Below are 23,046 nucleotides of genomic sequence, written 5' to 3'. Positions count from 1 at the left end.
TCGCCTACTCTTTGCGCTGGTCGAACTGGCGACGCCGCCATCAAGCACGAGCCAGACAAGCCCACTACGCCCGCCGTCTCAACCTCGAACTCCGGCCATGATCACGAATGGCGGCTGCCGTACTAGCCCCGGCCGTGCGGGAAAGTGTCGCTGGGCGCGGTCGCCCGGTACGCATCACCGCGGACACCGTGCTCCGGACGGCCGGCGAGATGCCGCGTTCCGTCCTGTTCCTGCTCTCCGGGACGATGGTGGCGACCGCCGGCGCGCCGGCCGGTGCCGAGGTCTGGCCCGAGCAGTGGACCGGCCCGGCGATCGTGGACAAGGCCGCGGTTCTCGACGGGCGCCCACCGGCGACGGGCCTGATGACGCTGACCACGGTCTCCGGGCTGCTGCTGCCGTCCGCCGCCTTCCTGGAGCTGTTGGAAGAGCATCCAGCGGTACGCCGCCACGTCCTCACCCGCCTCGCCCGCGACACCATGGCCGCCCGGCGCCGGCTGGTCCAGTTCGCCACCCTGCCCGCCGCGGCCCGCGTCGCCCTGTGGCTGACTGAGCAAAACCCGGAATCTCCGACCCACCAGGTCCCGGATCACCCGACCGAGCACGTCGCGGGACGGGCGGCCCAGCACGTCCCAAATCACCCGCCCCAGCACGCCGCGGATCAACCGGCACAGCAGTTCCGGGATCACCTGTCCGGGCGAAAGCCGGATCACCCGACCGGGCGGAAACCGGATCGCCCGACCGAGCGAAGTCCTCATCACCCGATCGCCTGGCGCGGGTCGCAGGAACAGCTGGCCCGGGTGCTCGGTCTCAGTCGCGTCACCGTGAACCGCGCCCTGGCCCGGCTGACACGGGCCGGTGCCGTCACCGTGACACCGCACGGCATCGTGATAGCGGACCCGGCTGCCTTGGCCGCTTGCGCCGAGGCGTGAGGGCAGGTCAGTCGCCGCGCGGGACGCTGATGAAACCGTCGGACCACTGGTCCTCGTCGAGTGTGCAACAGTCGACGAGGAAGCAGTCCGGTTCGTCACGGAATCCCGGCGATCTCCGGGCCCGTTCGATGCGTTCCCGAGCGCCCTGTTCCGTGGTGTATACGCCGAGCATCTTGAGGTCGTCCCCCTGCTGCTCGTCCCAGTCCGGCGCACCGTCCGGGCCGCGATGTGCGACCGGCCGGCCGCCGGGAGACGCGGCATGCCGGACGTGCCAGACAACGAAGACGTCGCTCATCGCGGAAGCATAGGTGGCCGCTCAGGCGCTCCGGCCGTACAAAATCGGTCTCTGGGGTGAAGAGGAAGTTGTCGCACCTCCTGGCCGTTCCGGTCGGGTCCGGGCGCGGCCCGGAATGCCTCGACCCCCCTCGAGTGAGTCGCTCTGCCACGCGGGCCGGATACGGTTGGCCACTATGACGACCTACTCCGGTCCGGCGAGGCTGACCCTTGTCGACGGCACGCATGTGTCAGGCATGGCCTCGCTCAGCACCAATCAACGTGGCGGCATCCAGGGCTGGGGCGGCACGTTCCGCCCGGACAAGACGAGCGCCGACCTTCACAACGCGAGTGACGGGCTGCATCTGGAGCTGCCTTACGACCAGATCGGCACGGTCTCGGTCACCGGCGTCCGGAAGCTGCTCGCGACGCAGATGCTGGTGTCGCTCGCCGGCAGCGGACCCGCGCCGTTCTGAGCCCCGGCCGGCTGCTGCGAGCGCCACCACGGGCTTCGTCGCGGCCGAGGATTTCGCACGGTTTCGGCCTCGCCGGCCCCGGACAGGGGACGGCGAGGCCGGCGCCTCCATGCTGCTTGCTTTGCGGCTTACGGTCAGCGGTGCTTGCTTTGCGGCTTACGGGCGGTACGCGTCCAGACCTGCCTGCACCACCCGCCGCAACCCCGGCAGGTCCGCGGCCACGAGACGTCCCGGTGGGCCGCCCTCGCGGCGTACCAGCCCGAGCGCGGCCATCTGCTCGGCGCAACGCTCCACCCGCGTCCAGCGGCGGGAGCCGGGACGGCCCATCCGGGTACGGAACTCGGCCACCTCCACGGAGCCGTGCTCGACAAGCTCGTACGCGAGACGCCGCCCCACCGAGCGCAGGGCCTCCGGGATGAAACCGTGAGCCGTCAGGTGCCAGGCGAGACCGCCCGGGCATCGGTAGACGGCGACTGCGACCCCGTACGCCTCCTCGTCCGCGGCAGCCGCCTCCCGAGCCGCCGCCTCGTCGCGAAAGCGCCGCTTGCCGCACCCGCAGTTGTACCGCCGCCCAGACATCAGCTGTATCGCAGACCGGGCATCAGCTGTACCGCCGGCCGGGCGTCACTGGACCAGCCGCCGCAGGGCTGCCCACGCGAGCGGCACGTAGAGCAGCACCGCGGGCGCGAAACCGCGCACGACCAGGCCGGTCCGGGTGCCGCCGCCGAGAGGTTCGACGGTGTGCCGCAGATGGAGGCGTACGCCGGCCGCCGTCACCGACCACGACCAGCTGCGGACCGGGCCGGTGGCGTCGACGTCCAGGATCCGGAAATGGGCCCGGACACCGGCCGGGCCGTGCACGTTGCCGGTGGTCAGCGGGACGAGTGTCTCGGTGGCGTAGTCGACGGCCCGGATCTGCGGTGACCACTCCGGCCAGCGTTGCGGGCGCAGGTAGCGGTCCCATACGTCGTCGGGGGTACGCCTGCCGCTCACCGTCGCGCTGCGGCACAGGGCCGGCCGGTCCACCGTCATGGTCTCCCGGTTCCCCGTGGCGGCCGGGCCAACCGGCTGGGTTGCGCTCCCGGCGGTCCACCGGCACGATGCCGTTCTACTCCCGGCAGTCCACCGGCACGACGCCGTTCTACTCCCGGCAGTCCACCGGCACGACGCCGTTCTACTCCCGGCGCTTCGCCAGCACGTCGAGCCGGCTGCGGACGGCCTCGGCGTGGTGGGTGTCGCCGCAGTTGCCGAACACGGCCGCCGCCCGCTGCCAACTCTGTTCGGCCTCGTCGAACCGGCCCAGCTCGCACTGCGCGGCACCGAGCATGTCCCACGCGGCGCCCTCGCGTGCCGGGTCCTCCCCGGTCGTCCGCAGCACATCCAGCGCCCGGGTCGTGACGGCGACCGCCTCGGTGAAGCGCCGGCGCAACGTCAGATGGCCGGCGAGGCTGAACGCCAGATCGACCGTCGTCGCGCCCAGCCCTCGGCCGGGGCCGGTGCGGGCGGCAGCGACCAGGTTGGCCAGCTCGGCGTCGAGCCAGGCGAGGGCCGCGTGCCGATCGGGCGCCGCCGGCCGCCCAAAAGAACCAAAACGCTCCAAAGCCGGCCGATCGGAGGCGTCGAGCCCATCCGAAGCACCGGTTTCGCCCGGGGCCGCCGGCCGGTTCGGGGCTGCGGAACCGGCCGGCTCGGGGGCGTCCAGCGAACCGGCCGCCAGAAGTTCCCCCGCCGCCGCGCCGGTCATGTCGCGGTAGAAGCCGTAGAGGCGGTGCGCGGCCCGCGCGGCTCCGGCCACACCGTCGACCTCGGCGAGTCGTTCAGTCGCGTAGTCCCGCAGCAGGTCGTGCAGGGCCCACCGGCCCGGGGCGGGTTCGGTGATCAGGTGCGCGCGGTGCAGGTCGGCCAGCAGGGCCGTGACCCGGTGCTCGGGCATGTCGGCCAGATGGGCGGCGCTGAGCGTGGCGAGGTCCGGGCCGGGGTCGATCGGCAGCAGGCGGAACAGCCGGGCCGGCGCGTCGGACAGGTTCTGGTACGACACGTCGAACGCGGCCCGCACGGCAGCCTGCCCACCACTCGGAGCGGCCTGCCCACCGGCCGGGGCGGCCGGCCCATCGCTCGGGGCGGCCTGCCCACCGGCCGGGGCGGCCGGTCGGCGGCTGTCGCGCAGCCGGCGTGCCAGGATCTCCGGTTGCAGGTGGGGGCGGTCGGCGAGCAGGGCCGCGACGATCCGCAGGGTGAGCGGCAGGCCGGCGCAGACCTCGGCCAGTTCGGTGAGGCCGCTGCGGGCAGTGTCCCGCAGCCGCGGGTCGGTGCTGCCGCGGCGCGCGGACACCACCGCGGCGAGCAGGGCGACGGCGGCGCCGGGACCCAGGTCGTCGAGGTGGTGTCCGCGCGCGTCGAGGTCGAGGGTGCGCCGGGAGGTGATGAGCACCGGGATCCGGTCGTCGCCGGGCAGCAGCGGCCGGACCTGGTCCTCGCCGTCGGCGTTGTCGATGATCAAAAGCAGACGGCGGCCCGGATTTGTGTACGCCTGGAGTACGTCCCGCCACAGCCGGGTCCGGTCCGCGACGTCTGAGGGGATGTGCTCACCGGGCACGCCCGTCGCGACCAGCCACTCGACCAGGACGTCACCGGCGGACCGGCGGCGTCCGGCGTCGTGACCGGACAGGTCGGCGAAGAGCACGCCGCCCGGGAACCAGCCGTCGGCCAGCGCCCGGTGCGCGGTCTGCAGCACCAGTTCGGTCTTGCCGACGCCGGCCGGCCCCACAACCGCCGACACCGCCGGCCCGGCAACCGCCGACACCGCCGGGTCGCCGGGCATGAGCGCCGCACGCAGCGTTTCGGCCGCGCCGTCACGGCCGGTGAAGACCACGGCGGCCGGCGGCAGGCCGGTACCGGGCAGGGTCATGAGTGCATTGTCGACCGTGCGCGCCACCGTGGTCACCGGCCGTACGGCAGACGCGCGCGCCCCGAACGGCTCAGGGCGCGCGCCGCCGCTCATCGGGCGGCCGGGAATCCCGGGTAGAGGTAGCCCCGCGACCAGAACGGCGGGTACCCATAGTGGCCGTACACCTTGTCGTAGTAGTCGACCTGGTCCACCAGATCGGGGTCGTAGGCCGGCGCGCCCGCTATCCGGTCCCGCGGCGAGTCGACGTGGACCTCGTCGTCGGTGACCCGGCGGACCGCATCGACCGGGATGAACGACGACGACGCGCCGAACCCGAGCAGGCCGCCGTGCTCGACGCGCAGGAACCGCACCGCGTTCTCGTCGGTGTCCACGAGCAGGTCCGTCACGGTGCCGACCTCCTCGCCGTCGGCGTCGAACACCTTGCGTCCGCGTACGTCCTGGGCGGGGTCGGCCACCATCCGATCGGACTCGGTCATCGGGGTCAGGGTTCCGGCTGGTTCTCCCATCACGTCCACCTCCTCATGACCATGCGGTTACCCGGCCGGCGCCGGATTCATGTGCCCCGATGATGAGGTACGGACGACGCGCGTACCCGGCCGCCGATCGGGCCGTGAGCGGAATCGGCGCCGCGAGACTATGCATGATTGATCTCACACTCCATGATGGAAGGCGGCAACGTCGCCCACTTCGAGGAGTGCCCGTGGACCTCATCGACACTCGTGCCGGTGACCTCTTCGAACAGGGCCTGCCCGCCCTGGCGCACGGCGTGAACTGCGCCGGCGTGATGGAGCACGACTTCAAGGTGCGATGGCCGTCGATGAACGACAGGTACCGGGAGCGCTGCCGCGCCGGGATGCTGCGGCTCGGCGGGATGATGACGTGGAAGGCGCCGGACGGCCTGCTCGTCTACAACCTGGTGATCGCGCAGCGCGCCGGCGCCCCGCCGGACCCGCAGGCGATGCGCAGCGCCTTGACGGCCGCCCTCGACGACGCCGAACGGCGTGAGGTCCGGTCGATGGGCTTGGCCCGCCCGGCCGCCTGGGACGAGGTCGCCGACGTGGTGCGGCAGGTGGCCGCCGCCAGTTCGGTCCGGGTTGTGGTGGTCCAGCCAGGTTCGTGAGGCGCCGATCCGGGTAGCCGTCGACCATGTCGCAGGATCGGACCTTCTTCGGCCAGCCGCGCCCGCTGGCCAACCTGTTCGGGGTGGAGCTGTGGGAACGGTTCTCGTTCTACGGCATGCAGGGAATCCTGCTGATCTACCTGTACTACGCGGCCGCCGACGGCGGGCTCGGCATCGACCAGGACACCGCGACGAGCATCGTGGGGGCGTACGGCGGCGCCGTCTACCTCTCCACGATCCTCGGCGCCTGGCTGGCCGACCGGCTCCTCGGCGCCGAACGGGTGCTGTTCCTCAGCGCAGTCCTGGTGATGGCCGGGCACATCGCGCTGGCCGTGCTTCCCGGCCTGGCCGGTGTCGGGGTCGGCCTGGTGCTGGTGGCGATCGGCAGCGGCGGCGTGAAGGCCAACGCGACGTCGCTGGTCGGTAACCTCTACGACGAACGGGACGAACGCCGCGACGCCGGGTTCTCGCTGTTCTACCTCGGCATCAACCTGGGCGCGCTGGCCGGCCCGCTGCTGACCGGGCTGCTCCAGGACCGCGCCGGCTTCCACTACGGTTTCGGCCTGGCCGCGGTCGGCATGGCGATCGGGCTCACCCAGTACGCGCTGGGCCGCAAGAACCTGCCCGCCTCCGGCCGTGAGGTGCCGAACCCGCTGCCCGCCCGGGGCCGGCCGATCGCCGCCGCCGTGTTCGCCGCCGGCGTCGTGGTCGTCGCGGTGGCCGCGCTGACCGGCCTGCTCGCCGCGGACCGGCTGTCGACGATCGTGGTGGTGCTCAGCGTCGTCGCGGCCGTCGCCTACTTCGCGGTGATCCTGACCAGCCCGCGCGTCGACGGCGTGGAACGGCGCCGGGTGTTCGCGTTCATCCCGATGTTCCTGGCCAGCGCCGCGTTCTGGTCGCTCTACCAGCAGCAGTTCACCGTCGTCACGATCTACTCGGACGAACGCCTGGACCGCGGCCTCGGCGGCTGGGAGATGCCGGTCTCCTGGGTGCAGTCGATCAACCCGGTCTTCATCATCCTGCTCTCCGGCGTGTTCGCGGCCCTCTGGACCCGGCTCGGCGACCGCCAGCCGTCCAGCCCGCTCAAGTTCGCCGCCGGTACGATCATCATGGGGTTGGCGTTCCTGCTGTTCCTGCCCCTGGCCGGGGGTGGCCCCAACAGCACGCCGCTGCTCGCGCTCGCCGGCATCCTGCTCGTCTTCACCGTCGCCGAGCTGCTGCTCTCCCCGGTCGGGCTGTCGCTGTCGACGAAACTGGCGCCGCGCGCCTTCCACACCCAGATGGTGGCCCTGTTCTACCTGTCGGTGGCGCTGGGCACCGCGCTGTCCGGGACGCTGGCCCGCTTCTACAGCGCCGACACCGAGTCCGCCTACTTCGGCATCCTCGGCGCTGTCGCGATCGTTCTCGGTCTCGTCCTCGCGGCGGGCGCCCGCCCCATCTCCCGGCTGATGGGCGGTGTCCGCTGACCGGTCCGCATGAGCGATCATGGCGGTCCCCGCTGTGCTCCCCCGTGAAGGATCGACGATGTTCAGGCGAGTTGTCACGGTCGCCGCCCCGAAGATCAGCAAGAGCGCCGCGGCCAGGTTCGGCAAGGCCACGGCGACACGCTGGTACGAGGAACTGGTCGCCGACGTCCGCCGGACCGGTTTCTCGCCCGGGCGCAGACCCGGCCGCACCGGGTACAAGCCGGCCGACTTCGACGACGTCACCGCGAACATGACCGCCGCGACGCGCAAGGACTGGGCGAAGAAGGTCCGGCGAGCCCTCGACGGCGACACCGACGCCCGTTACGCCGTCAACCTGCTGGCCACCTACGCGTTCGGCGACCACACGATGTTCGACGGCACCGGCCCGTACGTCGTCAACGAGGGCACCCCGGACGCCCCCGGCACCCGGTGAGCGCCCGGCCCGGGTCAGGAACGCGTCAGCCGATGCGGACCTCGCCCTGGTTGAGGACGCGCGGGTGGAAGTACGCGGCCTGGATCTCCGCGTTCGTGTTGTTGCCGCGCAGTTGTTCGGACCAGACCATGAAGTACGCCCACCGCGGTTGCGAGGTCAGCAGCGCCGCGGACGGGACCTTGCCCATCTCGGCGATCGCGATCGGTTTGCCCGCGGCGATCGACTGCACCTGCGTGTAGTCGCCGGACGACGGGTGATTCTTGTACCAGACGTCCAGTGACACGACGTCGGCGTAGGTCGTGCCCGGGTAGTACGACGACCAGCCGCCGGCCGGGTTGTCCTGCACGTTCCACACCCAGATCAGGTTGGTCAGGCCCTGGCTGTCGAAGTAGTCCTTCATCTGCTGGAAGATCTTCGCGCCGCCGTTGGGGCCGGGCCGCCCGCCCCACCAGTTCCAGGTCTCGTTCATCTCGTGGAAGGGCCGCCACAGCACCGGCACCCCGGCGTCACGCAGTTGCCGCAGGTAGGGCACGACCTCGGCCATCCGGGCACGCCACGTCTGGTTGAGCGCGGTGCCGCCGGTGACGACCTGCTGGAACTGCGCGTCCGAGATCCGGGTCTTCACGCCGCCTTCGAACTCGCAGGTGCGCCCGACGGTCGGCGAGCAGGCGTGCCAGGTCAACGCCACGAGGGAGCCGTTGGCCCATTCGGTCTTGGCCTGGTCGACGACGCGCTGCCGGTTGTTCACGTCGTCGGCGCGGAACATCAGGTCGCCGCCCCACAGTCCGGGCCACTGGCCGGTGATGGCGTTGACCTGCGCGGTGTACTGCCCGGGCGCGCTTGCCGGTTCCTTGTTGTGCTGACCGGAGACGATGCTCGTCCCGGTGATCGACCGCAGGTAGTTGAGCACGGTGGTGCGGCCGGTCGCGGGGAAGGCGGAGGCGGGGACGGGGAGCAGGGCGGCGCCCAGGAGCAGGGCAGCGCCGGCGGCGAGGGGGATTCGCACGGCAGGACCTTCCTTCGGGTCAGTGATCTACGGGTACGGGTGGACGTCGTTCACGACGAGCCGTGGCTGTTCCGATGCTGGTCGCGCAGGACGGTCGCCAGGTCGGTCAGCACCCACGGGTCCTTGACCGCGCCGGGGTCGAGGTCGACCGGCGCCCTGACGTGCCACACCGCCGACTCGCCGGGCAGCAGGGTGACGAAGCCCCGGTCGACGACCGCGTCCGGGTGCAGCCGGTCGGCCTGGAGCAGCAGGTCCCGGGCCAGGCCGACGGCGGACACGTGCACGTCCAGGCCCCCCGGCACCCGTTCGGCGGTGACGGTGAGCCCCGGGTCCTCGTACCCGTGGTCGGCGGCGAACCAGAGCGCCCGCGCCTCGCCCAGGGTGGCCGCCACGCCTGCCGCGCCGGCCGCCTCGAACGGCACCAGGGCCACCGACCGCGGCGCCACGTCGACCTCCACCGAAACCACCGCGGGAGCCGCCGCAGGGATCGCCGCGGAAGCGGGAAATGCCGCGGAGACCGCCGCGGAAGCGGGGACCGCCGCGGGGACGGCGGTGATGTCGAGCCGGCCGGTCCACCGCTGCGCGGAGTCGTTCAGTACCGCCACGACCGGCCCGCCGTCGCGGGTCTGCACGGTGAGCGCCCGGTCGGCGTACATCTCGCGCAGCGCGTGGTAGAGCGGCTTGAACCGGCCGGCACCGTCGATCGCCGCCCAGGACGTGACCGGCCACAGGTCGTTGAGCTGCCAGACGATCGTGCCGGCGGTGTGCGGCCAGTGCGAACGCCAGTGCTCGACACCGGTCCGCACGGCGCGCACCTGGTTGAGCTGCGTCAGGTAGTGCCACGCCTCGGTGCTCGCCGGCTCCGGGAAGTGCGGCGCGAGCCCGCGGGCGAGTTTGCCGTTGCCGTCCTCGGCCTTCTGGTGGTGCAGCACGCCCGGCGAGTCCGGCAGCATCGGGTCGTCGGAGATCGCGTCCCGCAGGGTCCGCCACGCCGGCGGGGCCTGCCAGCCGAACTCGGCCACGAACCGCGGTGCCGAGTCGAGATAGTGCCGGTAGTCCTGCCGGTTCCACACCTCCCAGGAGTGGAAGGTCTGGCGGTCGGGATCGTTGGGCTCGTGCTCCCAGGAACCGGACCAGGGGCTGCCCGCCTGGTACGGACGTGACGGATCAAGTTCGGACACGATCGCCGGCAGGATGTCGAGGTAGTACTTCTCGCCCCAGCTCAGGTCGCCGCCGGGCTGCTCGGTCCAGCCGGAGGCACCGCGCAGCCACAGGTTCTCGTTGTTGCCGTTCCAGGTGATCAGGCTGGGGTGCGGGGAGAGCCGGGTCACGTTCTCCCGTGCCTCCGCGACGACCTCGGAGCGCAGCGGCTCCTCCTCCGGATAGCAGGCGCAGGCGAACAGGAAGTCCTGCCACACCATCAGCCCGAGCTCGTCGCAGACCTCGTAGAACGCGCGGTCCTCGTAGATGCCGCCGCCCCAGACCCGGATCAGGTTGATCCCGGCGTCGGCGGCCTGGCGCAGCCGCAGCTCGTAGCGCTCCCTGGTCATCCGCGACGGGAAGATGTCGTCCGGGATCCAGTTCACGCCCTTGGCGAGGACCGGCGCGTCGTTGACGTGGATGACGAAGCGGGTGCCGGCCTCGTCCGGGGTGCGGTCGATGTGCGCGGTGCGGAACCCGACACGCCGCTCCCAGCGGTCCAATTCCTGATCACCATCGGTCAGCACGACCGTCAGCGTGTGCAGGGCGGGCTCGCCGTGGCCACGGGGGTTCCACGGCATGACGTCCGGGAGGTCCAGCTCCGCCCGTACACCGTCGTCGCCGGCCGCCAGCGAGGCGATCTCCGCGCCGTCGAGCAGGATCCGCGCGCTCAGCGCGCGATCCCGGGTGCGCTCGATCTCCGCGGTCAGGTCCAGCTTCCCGCCCCACCCGGTGTACGTGCACAGCGGCCGCACCGCCGCGATCCGGGCCGTGCTCCAGGCTTCCAGGCGCACCGGCCGCCAGATGCCGGCGGTGACGAGTGTGGGTCCCCAGTCCCAGCCGAAGCTGCACGCCATCTTCCGGACGAACTGGAAGGGTTCGGGGTAGGCGTTCGGTCGTGGCCCGACCAGGTCCGCCACCCGCTGCGCCTCGGTGTAGGCGGAGGTGAAACGCACGGCGAGTTCGCTGTCCGCGCCGATCAGCGACGTCACGTCGAACCGGTAGGAGCGGTGCATGTTGCGGGTCTCGCCGAGCGTCGTGCCGTCCAGTTCGACCCGGGCGACCGTGTCCAGGCCGTCGAAGACGAGGTCGATCCGGTCCGGCCGCGGGCCGGTCCAGCCGATCCGCCGGGTCACCGTCCAGTCCGCGCGGCCCACCCAGGCCACGGCGTTCTCGTTGTCGTCGCGGAACGGATCCGGGATCCGGCCGGCGGCGAGCAGGTCGGCGTGGACGCAGCCGGGCACGGTCGCCGGGATGTCGACGCCGTCGCCGGTCAGTCGCCAGGCGCCGGACAGGTCTGTGCTGACAGTCATTTCGTGGCTCCCGCGGTGATGCCGTTGTAGATGAAGCGCTGCAGCAACAGGAACGCCACGATCGTGGGCAGGATGACGATCATGGTGCAGGCGGCGATGGTCTCCCACTGCGCGCCGTACGGGCCCTTGAAGCGGAACAGCGCTGTGGAGATCACGCTCAGGTCGGGTGAGCGCAGGTAGAGGAAGGGGATGTAGAACTCGTTGTAGATGGCGATGCCCTTGATGATCGCCACGGTCGCGATGGCCGGTTTCATCAGCGGCAGGATGATCCGCCGGTAGACGGTGAACCGGGACGCGCCGTCCATCATCGCGGCCTGGTCGAGGCTCGGCGGGATGGACTGCATGAACTGGATGAAGATGTAGATCGAGATGATGTCGGTGCCGAGGAACAGCACGATCGCCGAGCCCGGGGTGTTGACCAGGCCCATCGACTTGACGATCTGGTAGGTCGCGACCTGGGTGGTGACGCCGGGGACCAGGGCGGCGACCAGGAACGACCCGAGGACCAGGCGTTTGAAGGGGAAGTCGAAACGGCTCACGGCGTACGCCGCCAGGGTCCCGACCACGATCGTGCCGGTCAGCGAGATCACCAGGATCACCGTGGTGTTCCAGAAGCCGAGCAGCATCCGGCCCTCGGTCCAGGCGGTCACGAAGTTGTCGACGTTGAGCCAGTTGCGCGGCGGCGTCAGCGGGCCGGTGGCGTTGTACTCGGCGTGGGTCTTGAACGCCGCGAAGAAGACGACGACGAGCGGTACGAGGACGATGAGCGACGCCAGGATCAGCGAGAGGTACTTGGCGGCCTTGGTCATGACAGGGTGACCTCCTCGTCGGGCACGATCCGCCGCTGGACCCAGGTGATGAGCAGGACGACGAGCAGCAGCACCACCGCCATCGCCGAGGCCAGCCCGATCTGCCGGAACTGGAACGCGGTCTCGTAGGCCTGCACCACGAAGGTGCGGGTGCCGTTCGCGCCGCCGGTCATGATGAACGGGATCTCGAAGACCGACAGGCTGCCGGAGATCGCCAGGATGAAGGAGAGGCTGATGATGCGCCGGATCCCGGGCACGATGATGTGCCGGACCTGGTGCCAGCGGTTCGCGCCGTCGATCTCGGCAGCCTCGTAGATCTCGCCCGGGATCGACTGGATCGCCCCGAGGAACAGCACGAAGCTGAGCCCGGTGAACCGCCACACCGACGTGCCCGCCAGGGAGATGTTGGCGATGTCCGGGTCGCCCAGCCAGTACCGGGTGTGCTCACCGAGCCCCACCCAGCGCAGCACCGTGTCGAGGGTGCCGTCGGGCTGGAAGAGGTAGAGGAACACGAACCCGACGGCGACGCCGTTGAGCAGGTACGGGAAGAACAGGATGCCCTTGAACAGGTTCCGGAAGCGGGTGTTGAACGACAGGATCACCGCGAAGTACAGCGCGATGGCGATCTGCGCGAACGACGCCACGAAGTAGTACCCGCTGATCAGGAAGACCCGCCAGTACCGTTCGTCGGTAAGTACCCGCACGTAGTTGTCCACGCCGGCCGGTTCCATCGTGACGTCGAGGCCGTCCCAGGTGTGGAAGCTGTAGAACACCATGTTCCCGACCGGCACGTAGGTGAACGTGATCAGCAGGGCGAGGGCCGGGAGCAGGTAGAGCCAGGGCGTCCATCGGCGGGAGCGGCGGGGCGTGACCGGCGGCGTGGTGACCGCCGCCGGCCTGCGCATCGTGGTCGTCACCGCATGACCTGCGACTGCGCGGCGCCCCATCGCTCGTTCAGCTCGGCGAAGTACGACTCCTTGTCACCCTTGGCCGCGCCGCGGGCGATGTCGATCAGCTTCTGCCGGTAGATGTTGCCGGTCAGGTCGATCTCGGACGCCTTGATGATCTCGTCCTCCTTACCGCTGTTCTTGACCGCGGCCGGCAGCTCCATCAGTTCGACGCCGGTGGCCTGGAAGTCCTTGAGCACGGCGGGCAGTTCCTGGCCCACCGCCGGCGGGATCGACTGCTGGTCGGCGGCGAACCCGGACTCGTTGACGAACCACTCCAGCCAGGCCTTCGCGGTCGCCTTGTTCTTGCTGGTCCGGCTGACCGCCGCCTTGTAGTCGCCCTCGATACGGGCGTGGAAGGTGCCCTTGGTCTGGTAGGGGAACGGCCAGAACACGATGTCCTGCGGGTCCGCGCCGGCGGCCGTCGCGGCCTCGCGCATCTGCGGCACCGCCCAGGAGCCGAGCAGCATGCTCGCCACCTTGCCGGTGGCGATCATCGGCTTGCTCCCCTCCCAGTTGGTGGTGAGCGGGTCCGGCTCGTTGAGCTTGTTCTTGACGATGTCGAAGAGCAGGCCGTCGGTGATGTGCTGGATCTTGCCGGGCTGCCACGGGCTGGGGTCGGCCGGGAACGTCTCGTTGGCGGCCGGGTCGCCGAGGATCGCCCGCTGGCTGTTGAAGAAGCTCAGCGGCCAGCCGTCCTTGTAGTTGGTGTAGAACGGGATCGCCTCGGTGGCCCCGGCGACCGCCTTGAGCCCGGCGAGGAACTCCTCCGGCGTCTTCGGCGGCGCGGTGATCCCGGCCTGCGCCCAGACCCGCTTGTTCACCACGAGACCGTTCGCGACGCCGCCGATCGACAGCCCGTACACCTGCCCGTCGAAGGCCTTCTCGTCGGCGAAGCGGTATGTGCTCTTGAGGTCCGCGACGCTGCCGAGCGGCTCGAAGAACTGGCCGAGCTGATCGACGGCAACCGTGTTCGGGATCAGCAGGACGTCGCCGTACTCCCCGGAGCTGAGCTGCGTGGTGACGTCGCCCTCGTAGTTGGTGACCGGCTCGAAGGTGACCTTGGTGCCCGGGTACTTCGCCTCGAACTTCTTCGCGTACTCCGGCAGGGCGGTGGTGGCCAGGTCGGTGCGGTTCGTCAGCACCGTGATCGCGCCGGTGACCTCGCCGCTGAAGTCCGCCGGCTCCTCCTCGCCCGCCCCGCCGGTGCAGCCGGTGCCGAGCGCCAGCACGACAGCCGCGCCGATCCCGATGAAGGTCCTTCTATCCGCCATGTCGCTCTTCCGTTCGTGAGGGATTCATCCGAGCGGATGCGTCGACCGCCCGATGAGCGCCCAGCATGGTCGGCCCCATCGTGTGTCGTCAAGGTTAAATTAATAATTTATGTAGTCTGGAGATGTGCTCCGGCCGGACCGGGCCGGCACCTCAGATCACCGGAGGGGGTGGGTGCTGTCCCGGACCACGATGTGCGCCGACGGCGCCTGATAGACCGCTGCGGGCTCCCCCGCCATGGCCGCCAGCAGGGCGTTCGCGGCCAGTTCCCCGATGCGCTCCACGTCGTGGCTCATCGCCGACAGGGCCGGCACGGCGAGCTGACACTGCGCCGAGTCGTCCCACGCCACCACCGACAGGTCCACCGGCACCCGCAGCCCCGACTCCGCCGCCGCAGCCAGACCACCCAGCGCCATCACGTCGTTGTCGAACACGATCGCGGTCGGCCGCTCCGCGAACAGCCGCAGCGCCGCCGCCCGGCCACCCTCGAACGAGTAATCGCCCTCCGCCACCAGCAGGGTCCGCCCCCGCTCCGCCGCCTCCGCGGCCAGGCCGCTCTGCCGCAACTGCGTGTGCACCAGCCCCGGCGGCCCGGTCACATGCCCGATCACCGCGTGCCCCAGCCCGGCCAGGAAGTCCATCGCCTCCTTGGCGAACCCGGCGTCGTCGGTCCACACCGTCGGCAGCCCCTGCGCCGTGGACGGGTCACCGATCACCACGGCGGGCAACCCCAGCGACGTGACAAGCCCGGCCCGGTCGTCGTCCAGCACCAGGTCCACCAGGATCACCCCGTCCACCCGCCGCTGCCGCGCCCACCGCTCGTAGGTTGCCGACTCGGCCGCCCGGTCCGTCACCACCTGCACCAGCACCGACACCCCGGCCGGCGTCAGCACCCGCTCCAGCCCCTCGAGGAACTCGTGGTAGTAGGGTTCCTCGCCGAGCACCTGCGCGGCGCGTGCCAGCACCAGCCCGACCCGACGTGGCGCCTGAGACAACGGTTCCTCCCGGTAGGGTGTTCCTGTCAGCACAAGACCCGGAGACCGTACCTCTGATGGCACGTCGTGAAGCGCCCGCCGCGGGTCCCGGCAGCCGGGCACTCATCGTCGACGTCATCCGCTCCGCCGCGGCCATCAGCCGCGTCGAACTCGCCGACCTGACCGGCCTCACCCAGCCGTCGATCTCCAACATCGTCCGCGACCTCATCGCCGACGGCATCATCCACGAGATCGGCTCCGCCGACTCGGTGCGCGGCAAACCCCGCAAACTCATCGCGATCAAGCCCGCCAACCGGTTCGGCATCGGGTTCCACCTCGGCCCCGACACCCTCACCTGCGTCGCCGTCGACCTCACCGGCGGCGTGGTGGGCCGCGAAGTCGTGCCACGCCCACCGGCCGACCGGCTCGCCAGGCAGTTCGACGACTTCACCGCCGGCCTCGACCTCCCCCGGAGCCGCATCGAAGGCCTGGCGATCGTCGCGCCCACGCCGTACCCGGACGACTCCGCCGCCCCGGACGGGCTGCCCGCGCTGCGTGCCGGCCTGGCCGACCGGCTCGGCCTGCCCGTGATGGCGGAGAACGACGCGGCGGCGGCCGCCCTCGGCGAATTCTGGTCCCGGCGGGTGTCCCGGGAACAGGCGTTCGGCTGCATCTACCTGGGCAGCGGCATCGGCGCCGGCTTCGTCTTCGGTGGCGCCCTGTTCCGCGGGGCCAGCTTCGACGCCGGCGAACTGGGCCACGTGTCGATCGACTACGCCGGCCGGGAATGCCCGTGCGGCAACCGCGGCTGCGTCGAACGGTACGCCTCGATGGCCGCCGTCGTCGCCGACGCGGCCCGCGCCGGCCTGCCCCTCGCCAGCGGGCCCCTGGATCGCGGGCCCCTGGATCGCGGGCCCCTTGATCGCGGGCCCCTGGATCGCGGGTCCCTGGATCGCGGGTCCCTGGATCGCGGGTCCCTTGATGGCGGGTCCCTTGATGGCGGCGTGCCCTCGGCTGAACCGCCTGGTGCGGGCGGCGGGTCCGCCGTCGGCACGGCCACCATGTCCAGCGCCTACGACGCGGTCGCCCGGGCCGCCGTCACCGGTGACGCCGCCGCGTTCGCGGTGCTCGACCGCGCGGCCGGCCACCTCGCCGTCGCTGCCACCTCCATGGTCAACCTGCTCGACCTGGGCCGCGTCGTCCTGACCGGCCCCGGCGCCGCGCTGGCCGGCTCGATCTACGCCCGGCGGCTGCGTACCCACCTGGACCGCACCGCGCACTCCCGCCGCCGCCACCCGGTCGTGGTGGAACTCTCCGCACAGCCCCGCGACGCCGCTAGCATCGGCGCGGCGGCCCTGATCGTCCAGGCGGCGGTGGCACCCGGCCACACCCCTGGCACGAGCGGCTGAGCCCCGCCGCCTGCGATCCCCGGCCCAGCTTCAGCCCCAGCCAGCTCCAGCCCCGGCCTCGACCAAGCCCCGGCTCGGCCCGACCGTCGGCCCCCAGTCCTCAGCCACCTGGTGTTCACGGCGGGGATCCCCCGTGGGCGCCAGGAAGCGAGTCCGGGCTTTTCTGCTGTTTTGTGCCAGCAGTGGGCGAGGCATGGCGTGCCAGATGTCGATGCGGCGGCGGGGGAGGCAGAGTAGTGCGGCGTGGTGGTGCCGGGATTCGCTGCGTTGCGGGCGGGTGCGATGTTGATCTGCTAGCGGTGCGAAATTGCTGTGATCAAGGGGCTGAAACCGCGATTCCGCACCGCTAGCAGATCAACATCTCTAGCTGAACGGCACCTCCGCAGCCTCTGGCGCCTGAGACGTCGGCATTCGCCGGAAATGTCCTGTTCATCTGAGAGGTCGAAGACACCGAAGACGCCGGAGCGCCCAGCGCCCGAAACACCCGAAGCGGGACATGCCGAAGGTGGTGTCCTCCTCGGGACCTACAAAGCGCCTGAAGAACACACAAAGCGCCTGGAGCGCCCGAAGCGCCCGGAGCGCCCGGAGCGCCTGAGCGCCTGAAGCGCCTGAAGCGCCTGAAGCGCCCAGATCGCCCAGATCGCCCAGAGCGCCCGCAGCGCCCAGAGCGCCCGCAGCGCCTGGCCCTTTCGGGGGCCGGCAGGAAGACCACGGGGTTGGTGCGAGGGAGGTTCGGGCTGGGCGGCGATCAGCGTGCGGGGCCCCGGATGGCCACGTGCCGGAGCGGCTCAGGAGGACAGGGCCTCGACCGCCTGGGCCACCGTCGCGTGCACCGGGAACAACCGCTCCAGGTTTGTCACGCGCAGGGTTCGCAGGACGAAGCTCTGCGAACCGGCGACCGCGAGCACGCCGTCCTGCCCGGTCAGCCGCAGGTGCAGCTGGACCAGGTAGTTCAGCGCGGCCGAGTCGCAGAACGTGACACCGCTCAGATCCACCACGATCCGGACGGCGTCGGTGGCGTCGACCGCGCCGCCCAGGATCCCCGTGCTGCCCCGGTCCAGCTCGCCGACGGCGGTCACCACGGCCAGCGACTCGGAGATCTTCTCGGTGGTGGCCGTCAGGATCTGGTCGGTCATCAAGGGCTCTCGTCCTCTTCGGTGGGCTGGGCGCCCTCGGGCACGGCGCTGCGTGCCGCGGCGGACGACCATTGCACCATCAGCAGGGTGGCGTCGTCATCGGGCGGGCCCCCCTGGTGATCGAGAACGGCGTGGGACAGCCGGCGCAGGGTTTCCGGTGCGGGCAGCCCGGCGGCGGCGTTGCGCTCCACCAGGTCCACCAGACGGTCCCGGCCGAACTGGTCGCCTTCGGGTGTCCGGGCCTCGGTCACCCCGTCGGTGTAGAGCAGCAGCCGGTCCTCCGGTTCCAGCGCCTCCTCGGCGACCTCGACGTCCGGATCGTCCAGGCCCAGCGGCAGCCGGCGGGCCGCGTCCATCTCCTTGACCAGCCGGCCGGAACGCAGCAGCAGAGGCCGTGGGTGGCCGGCGTTCACGTACCGCAGCCGGCCGGTGTCCAGGCGGAGCTCGGCCAGCACCCCGGTGACGAAACGGACCTCCGGGAACTGTTCGATCAGGGCGGCGTCGGCGGCGCGGGCCTGCTCGACGAGGCCGCCACCGGCCCGGCGGCTCGCCCGGATCGCGGCCAGGGCGACCGCGCAGGCCACGCCCGCGGGCACCCCTTTGCCCACGGCGTCGAGGATCACGAGGTACGCGCTGTCGTCGTCCAGCGCGTAGTCGAACCCGTCCCCGCCGACCTCGTAGCAGGGCTGCAGGACGGCGCTGATCACGGCGCGCTCGCAGCTGGCCGTCAGCGGGGGCAGCAGTTGCCACAGCAGTTCCGAGGCGGTGGACATGGGCCGGGAACGACGCACCCGGTCCAGGTGGTCACCTCGGTCCGAGGTGGTGTTGATCAGGTGCCCGATCAGTCCGCTGACCATCTCGCAGCGGCGCACGAACGTCTCGTCGCCGGCAGCTGCGGGACCGCGCGCCCGGTACTCGACGACACCCATCCGGTCGGTGCCGTCGACCATCGGCACCCACCACCGGGGGCCGTCGCCGGGCATCGTCGCGACGCGCGCGAACGCCCGCCCGGCCAGGGACGCGTCGACCGGCAGCGGCGCCGGCGTCTCCCGTCCTGGCCGGGGCAGCGCGTGCAGGGCGGCCTGCTCGTAGTCGATCAGCCAGACGGTCGCGCTCAGACCCACGTCGGCCAGCGCCTCGTCGACCCGCTCTGCGAGGTCGCCGGGCTGCCACAGGTGCGCGGCGTTCAGGATCTTCCGGAGTACGGCGTACCACTCGGCCTCGCCTGTTTCGGTCACGGCGAAACCCTATTACCGTCGCCGCGCTTCGGCCACGGATCGCGCGACACACGTCGGGTGCTCACTCGGCCGGGTCCTGGTAACCCTCGTCGGCCCGTTCCCGGCGCAGATGGGCCTCGGCCCGCCGGGCGGTGGCGCTGTCCTCGGCGGCCAGGCCGGTGTACATGGCCCGCACCTTCTCGTAGGGCTGTCCCGGCGGCAGCAGCGGCACGGCCGGGTCCACCACCACCTCGATCACCACCGGCCGGTCGGCCGCCAGCGCCTGCGCCCAGGCCGGCTCCATCGCGTCGGCCGCGGTGACCCGGATGCCGCGCAGGCCGAGCAGCTCCGCGTACTGCGCGTACGGCACGTCCGGCAACTCCTGCGAGGCGGTGAACCGCGGTTCGCCCTCCATCTCACGCTGCTCCCAGGTGACCTCGGCCAGGTCCCGGTTGTTCAGCACGCACACCACGAACCGGGGGTCGGCCCAGTCCCGCCACCGCGCGGCGACGGTGACCAGTTCGGCCAGCCCGGTCATCTGCATGGCGCCGTCGCCGGCAAGCACCAGCACCGGCCGGTCCGGGGCGGCGAGTTTGGCGGCCAGCCCGTACGGCAGGCCGCACCCCATCGATGCCAGGGTGCTGGACAGGTGCGCGGGCACACCCGGTGGCAGCCGCAGGTGCCGGGCGTACCAGTAGACGACCGAGCCGACGTCCACCGCGACCTGCGCATCCGCGGGGATCAGGCCGGTCAGCGACCGGACCACGTGTTGCGGGTTCACCGGTTCGGCAAGAGCCGCCGCGCGTGCCCCGGCGATCCGGTGCCAGCGGTCCACCCATTCCTCGACCCGGCCGCGCCAGGCCCGGTCGGTGGTGGGTTCGACCAGGTCCAGCAGCGCCCGTACGGTCTCGGCCGCGTCACCGACCAGCGGCACCTCCACCGGGTACCGGACGCCGAGCTGCCGCCCGTCGATGTCGATCTGCACGGCCCGCGCCTGGCCGGGCGCCGGGTAGAACTCGGTCCACGGGTCGTTGGTGCCGATCAGCAGCAGCGTGTCGCAGTTGCGCATCAGCTCGGCGCTGGCGGTCGTGCCCAGATGTCCCATCACACCGGTGTGGAACGGCAGCGTCTCGTCCAGCACCGGCTTGCCGAGCAGCGAGGCGGTGATCCCGGCGCCGAGCCGGTCGGCCAGTTCGACGATGTCGGCCGCGGCCCCGTACGCCCCCTGCCCCACCATGATCGCCACCCGCTCGCCGGCGGCGAGCACCTCCGCCGCCGCCCGCAGGTCCCGCTCGTGCGGCACCACCCGTGCGGGGCGCAGACCGGGACTGGTCATCATCACCCCGTGCCGGTGGGCCTGCTCGTCCGGCGCCGGCGCGCTCTGCACGTCGTGCGGCAGGATCAAGCAGGTCGGGCTCCGGGTCGCCAGGGCGGTCCGGAACGCCCGGTCGATGAGCATCGGCAGCTGCTCGGGGGCGTGCGCGGCCTGCACGAACTGGGCGCACACGTCACCGAACAGGCGCACCAGGTCGATCTCCTGCTGGTAGGCGCTGCCCAGCACCGTCGACGCCTGCTGGCCGACGATCGCCACCACCGGCTTGCCGTCCAGTTTGGCGTCGTAGAGGCCGTTGAGCAGGTGCACCGCCCCCGGCCCCTGAGTGGCCAGGCAGACACCGGGACCACCGGTGTACTTCGCGTGGCCGACCGCCATGAACGCCGCCATCTCCTCGTGGCGGGCCTGCACGAACACCGGCTCCCCGGCCCGGCGCAGGGCACCCAGGATCGGATCGATGCCGTCACCGGCATAACCGAAAACCCGGTCCACACCCCACTGCCCGAGACGCTGGACGAGCAGGTCAGAAACTGTACGGTCAGCCATGTCGCGTGCGTGCCCGGCGTGCCCGCGCTCAAACGGCCCGCGCTCACCCGATCGGATCAACCTCGGTTTGCCGTTGCCGGCACCGGAAACAGCAGGGACAGCGTCGTCGGTTTCCGGCCAGCGGCGGCGACGAGCCGGGTGAAGGGTGCGACATGCGGGAAGAGTCCCTGGACGGCCCGTTGGCCCGGAGCCTGGCCGAACTGGCCGAGACGCCGGACGAGGCCCCCGGCCTCGACGAACACCTGGACCGCATCGCCCGGCTGTGCGTGGACCGGGTGGCCGCCGCCGACTACGCCTCGGTCACGGCGTTCCGCGGCGGCGCCTCGACGATCGTCGCCGTCACCAGCGATCTCGTCCGGGCCCTCGAAGAGGTGCAGCGGGACGACAAGGAGGGTCCGTGCGTCGAGGCGCTGTCCTCGGGCCGGCCGTCCGCCGTGGCCGACCTCGCCTCGACCGTGCGATGGCCCGGCTTCGCCCGGGAGGCTCTGCGGCTGGGACTGCGCGCCACCGTGTCCGTGCCGCTGTTCACCGCCGGCGGGGCGGCGGTCGCCGCCCTCAACCTGCACGGCCGCGACGACGCCCGGATGGCGCCGCTCATCTTCGGCGTGTGGGACGCCTTCGACCCGGACCAGGAGCTGCCGGCCGGCTTCGGCACGCGGGAACCGCTTGACGACGGCGGCCGGGAACTGCTGGCCGGCTTCACCGCCGCACTGACGGCGCGGACCCGGATCCAGGCGGCGCTGCACCTGCTGATGGAGCGGCACGGCGAGACCCGGCACGACGCCTACCTGCGGCTCACCACGATGGCAGCCGATTCCGGGTACGGCCTGCGCATGCTCGCCGAAACGGTGCTGGCCGGCGACCTGTGACCGCCGCCAGCACCGTCACCGGGTACACATGCCGGTCGGCTCAGGAGCAGCTGCCCCACTGACAGTTGTGACGGGACGTCGGGATGCGGTGCGCCTCCGCCTCCTTGCACCACGCACACTTCGGTTTACCCGCCTGAACACATGCGCACTTCATAATCACCTCCTAGGAAATCGCTTCTCCACGTTCCTTCATCAAGCGTCGGCGTTCCGCCGCGCGCTCGTTGAAGACAATGTGCGGTTCGGGGCGGCCGCGCGCCAGCCAGACAACGAGGGTGATCGGCCAGAAAGCAACCGCGAATGTCATCCGCCAGAACCAGATGAATCCGAATCCGGTCGATCCGAGAATTTTGATCCGGCTCTGCCCCACACCAGCTCGGTGGCGAACGACGATTGAGCCGATGAACATGCCAAGTAGATAGATGAGAACTAGAATCCATTCCACGGAACAGCCTCCGATAGGTTTGTGTCAGTCGAGTCGCGGCCGGGGTAACGGCAAGAACGGCTCCAGTTCCGTGGCGTACCAGAACGTCGGGATCTGGAACGTCGTCCCGATCTCCCAGTACAGGTCGTCGATCGCCGGGGCGATCTTCCACTCGTGCCGCGAACGACCGGGATCGTCGTCGCCGGACCGTGCATCGATCTCGGCTGCGTACCCGTCGCCGCCCCGGCGCACGAACACCAGGTTCGAGTCCACGGCCGGGTGCAGGTGGGCCAGCAGTCGCACCTCACCCGACCGCAGCTCAGGGATGGGCGCCTCCGCCGCGGTAGGCCTAGGGCGGCCGGTCAGCCACCGCTCGGTCCGCCCGCGGTGCGTCACCCAGAACGTGTGCTCGTATCCGGTGAGATGCAAGTTCGGCGCACCTCGCGACCGCAGGAACTCCAGCGACTCACCCATCAGGTCGTCCGCCACAGGGCTGCGGTGATCGAATCCCAGGAGTTCTGCGATCAGGTGCGAGCCGCCATAAACGGCCCAGCCACCGGCCGGCATCACCGCCTTGGCAACATTCGTCACGAACGCATCCGGGTTGGCCTGCGCCACCGGGTACAGCGGCGCCACTGTGCCACCCCAGATATCGGCGGCGTCCTCATTGCTTTCGATCAATGGGAAGACGAACCGCCCGAAACGGTCCATCCTTGCGACGAAATCAGCGCCGTAGTCCATCCAGTGTGCCTCCTTCACTTCGGTCTCACCGGAGTTTCAGGGCCGTGCACCTTTCAGCCGGTCCGAATACGTTTCTCCGGGCCGGCCGAGGCTCACGAGATTGCCATCGACAGTTGTCGCGTGCCAGAGTCGCGCGTTGCTTTCACCTGACAGGGACCGGGAAAGCCCCGACCGTTCGCCGGCGGATGGACGATCGGCCGACCCGGCATCGTCCACTGCGGACGAGACTCGTCGCGGCCGATCGCCCG

At 71.0% G+C, this 23,046-nt stretch carries 23 protein-coding genes; 7 read left to right on the top strand and 16 right to left on the bottom strand.

Features of this window, described 5'->3' with window-relative positions; genetic code table 11:
- The first annotated feature begins 209 nt into the window (after positions 1–209).
- Positions 210–929 (top strand): Crp/Fnr family transcriptional regulator, encoded by a 720-nt coding sequence (locus tag LPA41_RS33395; protein WP_229075109.1) that lies wholly within the window; start codon positions 210–212, stop codon positions 927–929.
- Between the two features lie 7 nt (positions 930–936).
- On the opposite strand, the gene LPA41_RS33390 is transcribed toward LPA41_RS33395, so the two are convergent.
- On the bottom strand, positions 937–1,224 hold the full coding sequence (locus LPA41_RS33390; RefSeq protein ID WP_229075108.1) for a hypothetical protein: 288 nt from the start codon (positions 1,222–1,224) through the stop codon (positions 937–939).
- A 175-nt stretch (positions 1,225–1,399) separates the two neighbouring features.
- Here LPA41_RS33390 and LPA41_RS33385 point away from each other — a divergent pair, with 175 nt between their 5' ends.
- A complete protein-coding gene (locus tag LPA41_RS33385) occupies positions 1,400–1,678 on the top strand; it encodes a hypothetical protein (protein WP_229075107.1) in 279 nt (92 codons plus the stop codon).
- A 156-nt stretch (positions 1,679–1,834) separates the two neighbouring features.
- Here the strand turns inward: LPA41_RS33385 and LPA41_RS33380 are convergent, their stop codons facing one another.
- From LPA41_RS33380 to LPA41_RS33365, 4 genes are all read right to left on the bottom strand, one after another.
- Positions 1,835–2,257, bottom strand: a complete 423-nt coding sequence (locus LPA41_RS33380) for a hypothetical protein (RefSeq protein ID WP_229075106.1) — start codon at positions 2,255–2,257, stop codon at positions 1,835–1,837.
- Between the two features lie 45 nt (positions 2,258–2,302).
- The gene (locus LPA41_RS33375) at positions 2,303–2,710 is read right to left on the bottom strand and encodes an SRPBCC family protein (RefSeq protein ID WP_229075105.1); all 408 of its coding nucleotides are present in this window, start codon (positions 2,708–2,710) and stop codon (positions 2,303–2,305) included.
- A 142-nt stretch (positions 2,711–2,852) separates the two neighbouring features.
- A complete protein-coding gene (locus LPA41_RS33370) occupies positions 2,853–4,586 on the bottom strand; it encodes an NB-ARC domain-containing protein (protein ID WP_229075104.1) in 1,734 nt (577 codons plus the stop codon).
- Positions 4,587–4,675: 89 nt separating this feature from the next.
- Positions 4,676–5,062, bottom strand: a complete 387-nt coding sequence (locus LPA41_RS33365) for a PRC-barrel domain-containing protein (RefSeq protein ID WP_229075103.1) — start codon at positions 5,060–5,062, stop codon at positions 4,676–4,678.
- A gap of 224 nt (positions 5,063–5,286) precedes the next feature.
- Between LPA41_RS33365 and LPA41_RS33360 the strand changes: the two genes are divergently transcribed.
- From LPA41_RS33360 to LPA41_RS33350, 3 genes are read left to right on the top strand one after another with little or no spacing between them, the layout of a single operon-like run.
- Positions 5,287–5,706: a hypothetical protein gene (locus LPA41_RS33360; RefSeq protein WP_229075102.1), complete on the top strand. Its 420-nt coding sequence runs from the start codon at positions 5,287–5,289 to the stop codon at positions 5,704–5,706.
- A 26-nt stretch (positions 5,707–5,732) separates the two neighbouring features.
- Complete coding sequence (locus LPA41_RS33355; RefSeq protein ID WP_229075101.1) at positions 5,733–7,172, top strand: peptide MFS transporter; 1,440 nt, start codon at positions 5,733–5,735, stop codon at positions 7,170–7,172.
- A 58-nt stretch (positions 7,173–7,230) separates the two neighbouring features.
- Positions 7,231–7,605 (top strand): hypothetical protein, encoded by a 375-nt coding sequence (locus LPA41_RS33350; protein WP_229075100.1) that lies wholly within the window; start codon positions 7,231–7,233, stop codon positions 7,603–7,605.
- Positions 7,606–7,630: 25 nt separating this feature from the next.
- Here the strand turns inward: LPA41_RS33350 and LPA41_RS33345 are convergent, their stop codons facing one another.
- From LPA41_RS33345 to LPA41_RS33320, 6 genes are all read right to left on the bottom strand, one after another.
- On the bottom strand, positions 7,631–8,611 hold the full coding sequence (locus tag LPA41_RS33345; protein ID WP_229075099.1) for a glycosyl hydrolase: 981 nt from the start codon (positions 8,609–8,611) through the stop codon (positions 7,631–7,633).
- 50 nt (positions 8,612–8,661) lie between these two features.
- Positions 8,662–11,124 carry a glycoside hydrolase family 2 protein gene (locus LPA41_RS33340; protein WP_229075098.1) on the bottom strand — a complete coding sequence of 821 codons (2,463 nt, stop codon included), beginning with the start codon at positions 11,122–11,124 and terminating at the stop codon, positions 8,662–8,664.
- Complete coding sequence (locus LPA41_RS33335) at positions 11,121–11,933, bottom strand: carbohydrate ABC transporter permease (RefSeq protein WP_229075097.1); 813 nt, start codon at positions 11,931–11,933, stop codon at positions 11,121–11,123. The genes LPA41_RS33340 and LPA41_RS33335 overlap by 4 nt, the downstream gene beginning before the upstream one ends.
- Positions 11,930–12,850 (bottom strand): carbohydrate ABC transporter permease, encoded by a 921-nt coding sequence (locus LPA41_RS33330; protein WP_229075096.1) that lies wholly within the window; start codon positions 12,848–12,850, stop codon positions 11,930–11,932. The genes LPA41_RS33335 and LPA41_RS33330 overlap by 4 nt, the downstream gene beginning before the upstream one ends.
- Positions 12,847–14,154 (bottom strand): ABC transporter substrate-binding protein, encoded by a 1,308-nt coding sequence (locus LPA41_RS33325; RefSeq protein ID WP_229075095.1) that lies wholly within the window; start codon positions 14,152–14,154, stop codon positions 12,847–12,849. Before LPA41_RS33325 ends, LPA41_RS33330 begins: the two co-directional genes overlap by 4 nt.
- A 156-nt stretch (positions 14,155–14,310) precedes the next feature.
- Positions 14,311–15,117, bottom strand: a complete 807-nt coding sequence (locus tag LPA41_RS33320; RefSeq protein ID WP_229075094.1) for a LacI family DNA-binding transcriptional regulator — start codon at positions 15,115–15,117, stop codon at positions 14,311–14,313.
- Positions 15,118–15,203: 86 nt separating this feature from the next.
- On the opposite strand from LPA41_RS33320, the gene LPA41_RS33315 reads away from it, so the two are divergent.
- Positions 15,204–16,535: an ROK family transcriptional regulator gene (locus LPA41_RS33315; protein ID WP_229075093.1), complete on the top strand. Its 1,332-nt coding sequence runs from the start codon at positions 15,204–15,206 to the stop codon at positions 16,533–16,535.
- Positions 16,536–17,323: 788 nt separating this feature from the next.
- Here LPA41_RS33315 and LPA41_RS33310 read toward each other — a convergent pair.
- The 3 genes from LPA41_RS33310 to LPA41_RS33300 all read right to left on the bottom strand — a co-directional run bounded on the left by LPA41_RS33310 (position 17,324) and on the right by LPA41_RS33300 (position 20,767).
- A complete protein-coding gene (locus LPA41_RS33310) occupies positions 17,324–17,671 on the bottom strand; it encodes an STAS domain-containing protein (RefSeq protein ID WP_229075092.1) in 348 nt (115 codons plus the stop codon).
- Positions 17,671–18,909, bottom strand: a complete 1,239-nt coding sequence (locus LPA41_RS43120; RefSeq protein WP_229075091.1) for a PP2C family protein-serine/threonine phosphatase — start codon at positions 18,907–18,909, stop codon at positions 17,671–17,673. Before LPA41_RS43120 ends, LPA41_RS33310 begins: the two co-directional genes overlap by 1 nt.
- Positions 18,910–18,970: 61 nt before the next feature.
- The gene (locus LPA41_RS33300) at positions 18,971–20,767 is read right to left on the bottom strand and encodes a thiamine pyrophosphate-requiring protein (protein WP_229075090.1); all 1,797 of its coding nucleotides are present in this window, start codon (positions 20,765–20,767) and stop codon (positions 18,971–18,973) included.
- A gap of 152 nt (positions 20,768–20,919) precedes the next feature.
- On the opposite strand from LPA41_RS33300, the gene LPA41_RS33295 reads away from it, so the two are divergent.
- Positions 20,920–21,636: a GAF and ANTAR domain-containing protein gene (locus tag LPA41_RS33295; protein ID WP_229075089.1), complete on the top strand. Its 717-nt coding sequence runs from the start codon at positions 20,920–20,922 to the stop codon at positions 21,634–21,636.
- A gap of 163 nt (positions 21,637–21,799) precedes the next feature.
- Here the strand turns inward: LPA41_RS33295 and LPA41_RS33290 are convergent, their stop codons facing one another.
- Positions 21,800–22,078 carry a hypothetical protein gene (locus LPA41_RS33290; protein ID WP_229075088.1) on the bottom strand — a complete coding sequence of 93 codons (279 nt, stop codon included), beginning with the start codon at positions 22,076–22,078 and terminating at the stop codon, positions 21,800–21,802.
- A gap of 24 nt (positions 22,079–22,102) precedes the next feature.
- On the bottom strand, positions 22,103–22,768 hold the full coding sequence (locus LPA41_RS33285) for a hypothetical protein (RefSeq protein ID WP_229075087.1): 666 nt from the start codon (positions 22,766–22,768) through the stop codon (positions 22,103–22,105).
- Between the last annotated feature and the right edge of the window lie 278 nt (positions 22,769–23,046).

Origin of the sequence: Actinoplanes sp. DH11 (genome assembly GCF_020873875.1) — a bacterium.
Classification (GTDB): Bacteria; Actinomycetota; Actinomycetes; order Mycobacteriales; family Micromonosporaceae; genus Actinoplanes.
This window is presented reverse-complemented; position numbering and strand designations above follow the sequence as displayed.